Source organism: Planktosalinus sp. (assembly GCF_059864935.1).
Window position 1 is genome coordinate 1 of record NZ_JCBCCK010000330.1, and the last position, 2,638, is coordinate 2,638.

The 2,638-nt window shown below is 40.8% G+C and carries 3 protein-coding genes; 1 reads left to right on the top strand and 2 read right to left on the bottom strand.

Going from position 1 to position 2,638, the window contains the following annotated elements; all coding sequences use genetic code 11:
• Window positions 1-139: 139 nt before the first annotated feature.
• Window positions 140-382, bottom strand: coding sequence for a hypothetical protein (locus tag AC6F75_RS10600; RefSeq protein ID WP_500714993.1), 243 nt, complete (start codon window positions 380-382; stop codon window positions 140-142).
• A gap of 204 nt (window positions 383-586) precedes the next feature.
• Window positions 587-1,705, bottom strand: a complete 1,119-nt coding sequence (locus AC6F75_RS10605; protein WP_500714994.1) for a tyrosine-type recombinase/integrase — start codon at window positions 1,703-1,705, stop codon at window positions 587-589.
• 146 nt (window positions 1,706-1,851) lie between these two features.
• On the opposite strand from AC6F75_RS10605, the gene AC6F75_RS10610 reads away from it, so the two are divergent.
• Complete coding sequence (locus tag AC6F75_RS10610; RefSeq protein WP_500714995.1) at window positions 1,852-2,202, top strand: hypothetical protein; 351 nt, start codon at window positions 1,852-1,854, stop codon at window positions 2,200-2,202.
• Window positions 2,203-2,638: the final 436 nt, after the last annotated feature.

Below are 2,638 nucleotides of genomic sequence, written 5' to 3' on the forward strand. Positions count from 1 at the left end.
AGTTCAATTTCCTTTTCTGAATCTTTGAATTTGATTTCAATTCTTGTCGCTTGGTCAATGATTGAGTTGTACTTGTCAATTTTTGTTTGAGAGCAAGCGGTCAGGGTTAGAAAAGCAATGAATATTGAATAGATTACTTTCATATTTTATCTTGTCTGTAAAGTAAAAGTCGGCTTGCTGGGTCAATAATTATTGAAACGCTTTCACTTTTATCTAGATTCTTGTAGTAGTAATAGTTTCCACCGTCTTCTCTCCAATTATCTGAGTTGTCAGGTAGCGATTTCATTAATTGGTCAAAATTCAAAGAGTCAAATTCAAGTTCTACAGTTATTAAGTAATCAGAACCTGCCATTCCTGATTCTTCTACAGTGTCTTGAAGCACTTTGTAGTCGTCAGGTAATATTAAATCTGAATTCTGTTCAATTAAGTCCGCTCGACCATTGATAAGTAGACAACTATTCATTGTCAAACCGATAATCAATATTTGAAGTATTTGTCCCATTTTACATTAGTGCCAACATTAGTATATACGTTATTATATTGGGTTTTATTGTTGATATATTGTTATTGTACAACATGGATCCCATTATTTTTTATCTAAAGTAGTACTTTCCATAATAACATCCAAAGGACTCTTTAAAGTTTTACTGTTTATACTCAAAACCCGCGTGTAAACCTCAGTAGTTTTGGTACTGCTATGGCCCAAAGCCGTCTGTATATACCTGATGTTCACCCCACGCTGCATCAAATGCGTGGCAAAACTATGACGCAAGGTGTGAGGCGTGCTCCAGGGGTTTGATCCCGTTTTTTTAACAGCACTCCGGTAAATCTGTTGTATGCTCGTTGCAGAATACTGCCCCCCGTCCTGGCCCTCAAACAACCAGTATGAAGGCTTGTGTACCTTATAATAGTCACGCAACAAATCCAATAGAATCGGACTCAAAACCGTGTGCCGGTCCTTCTTGCCCTTAGAATCCTTAATAAACAAAAACCCGTCATCAGAGCGCACATCCTTCACCCGCAACCTAATCACCTCACCAATGCGTAAACCTGCACTATATATAGTGTGCAAAATAGCCTTATGCTTGATGTTTTCCGGGGCGTTGATAATGGCAAGCACCTCATCCTCGCTCAGCGTGTTGGGCAAATCCTTGCTGCGCTTGGGCCGCGTGATCGTGTAATACTCGCGGGGCTGCCCAAGCGTGTGCTCATAATAACTCTTTATGGCATTGATCATCATATTCTGCTTCTGCTCGCTGATCTTGTACTTCTGCACCAGCTCAAAAACAAAACCCTCAATCTGCTCCTTGGTCAGCGTGGCAAGTTCACTGTGTTTAAAATAAGCAAAAAACTGGGCCAGGTTAGACTGATAAGTCCTTATGGTAGAATTACTGTAATTCTTCAGCTTCATCTTTTGAAAATGCTTGTCCAGCTCCAGTTGCATCGCCTCCGTAACAACAAACTGTGGCATTTCAGGAGCACTGTGAGCATCCACAGCCTTCAGTTTTTTACCAAACAAAGCTTCCACCTTTTTTCTGTGAGCATCAGTATTGGGCAAACTCCACAAACGCTGCGTGGGGTGATAAAACGAGCCGTCCAACTGTTTGAAAGCAGTGCGCTCCTCCATCATTTCATAAGGAATTTGAAACTTGATCCGCCCCGCATTCCTTCGGGGTAAAAACATAACAATAGTCGTTGGATTCATCATTTTTATAGCATTTCAAAAACAGACATACCCAAAACTATATAAAAAGAAAACCCCAAGCCGAAAACAAACGTGTGTAAACGAATATAAATGATTATAACCGTTTCCAACGAATAGCTTATATTTGTTGCTACAAAAGACCTGAAGTGAATAAAACCTGTAAAATATGCAAAAAAACACTCCGCGGAAGGACAGATAAAATATTCTGTTCCGTCAGCTGTAAAAACTACTACCACACCCATTTGCGAAAAGCCTCAAACCGCGCCGCTCAACAAATTGACGAATACCTAAAACGCAACCACGGCATCCTGCTCGAAATCCTCGGAAAAAACAAAACCCAAATCAAAACAAACAGGACAATCCTGGAACAAAAAAAATTCAGGTTCAAATACCACACCCATTTCCACATCAACAGCAGCGGCAAAATGTACCACTACATCTACAACATCGCCTGGATGGAATTCTCAGACGACCAAATCCTCATAATCAAAAAATAAACCTAAAAACCGGATTATTAAAGACCAAAGAATCCCCGCCACCCGCCTTTGGCGGGCAGGGGCAAAACGGACGAAATCCTCTCTGCCAATAAGTACTATTTCAAACTTTAAATAATAAAAATAAGTCCAATAATTTGGGCGTGCGGGCGGGCTATCCGCTATAGTCCTCGCTCGTCATTCTTCCTCACTCCGGGCTGCCGCTTTTATCCCTCACGCAAAAAACAATCACATCAAACCAATCGGTACTTTTAACCAATAACCAATACACCATTAACAATAACCGTCATCAAAAACCAAGAGAAATAAACCCCCAAACCAATTACAAAATCAGTGCTGCTAAATAAACTCCCCTCTCCTTGGGAGAGGGACCGGGCCTGCCAACCGAAAATTTACTGTAGGTTGGGGTGAGGACCACCACAACAAATAAAATTAATTT

Coding starts and splice junctions, on each gene's coding strand:
- AC6F75_RS10605 (WP_500714994.1), bottom strand. CDS start 1,705: ATGAATCCAACGACTATTGTTATGTTTTTACCCCGAAGGAATGCGGGG.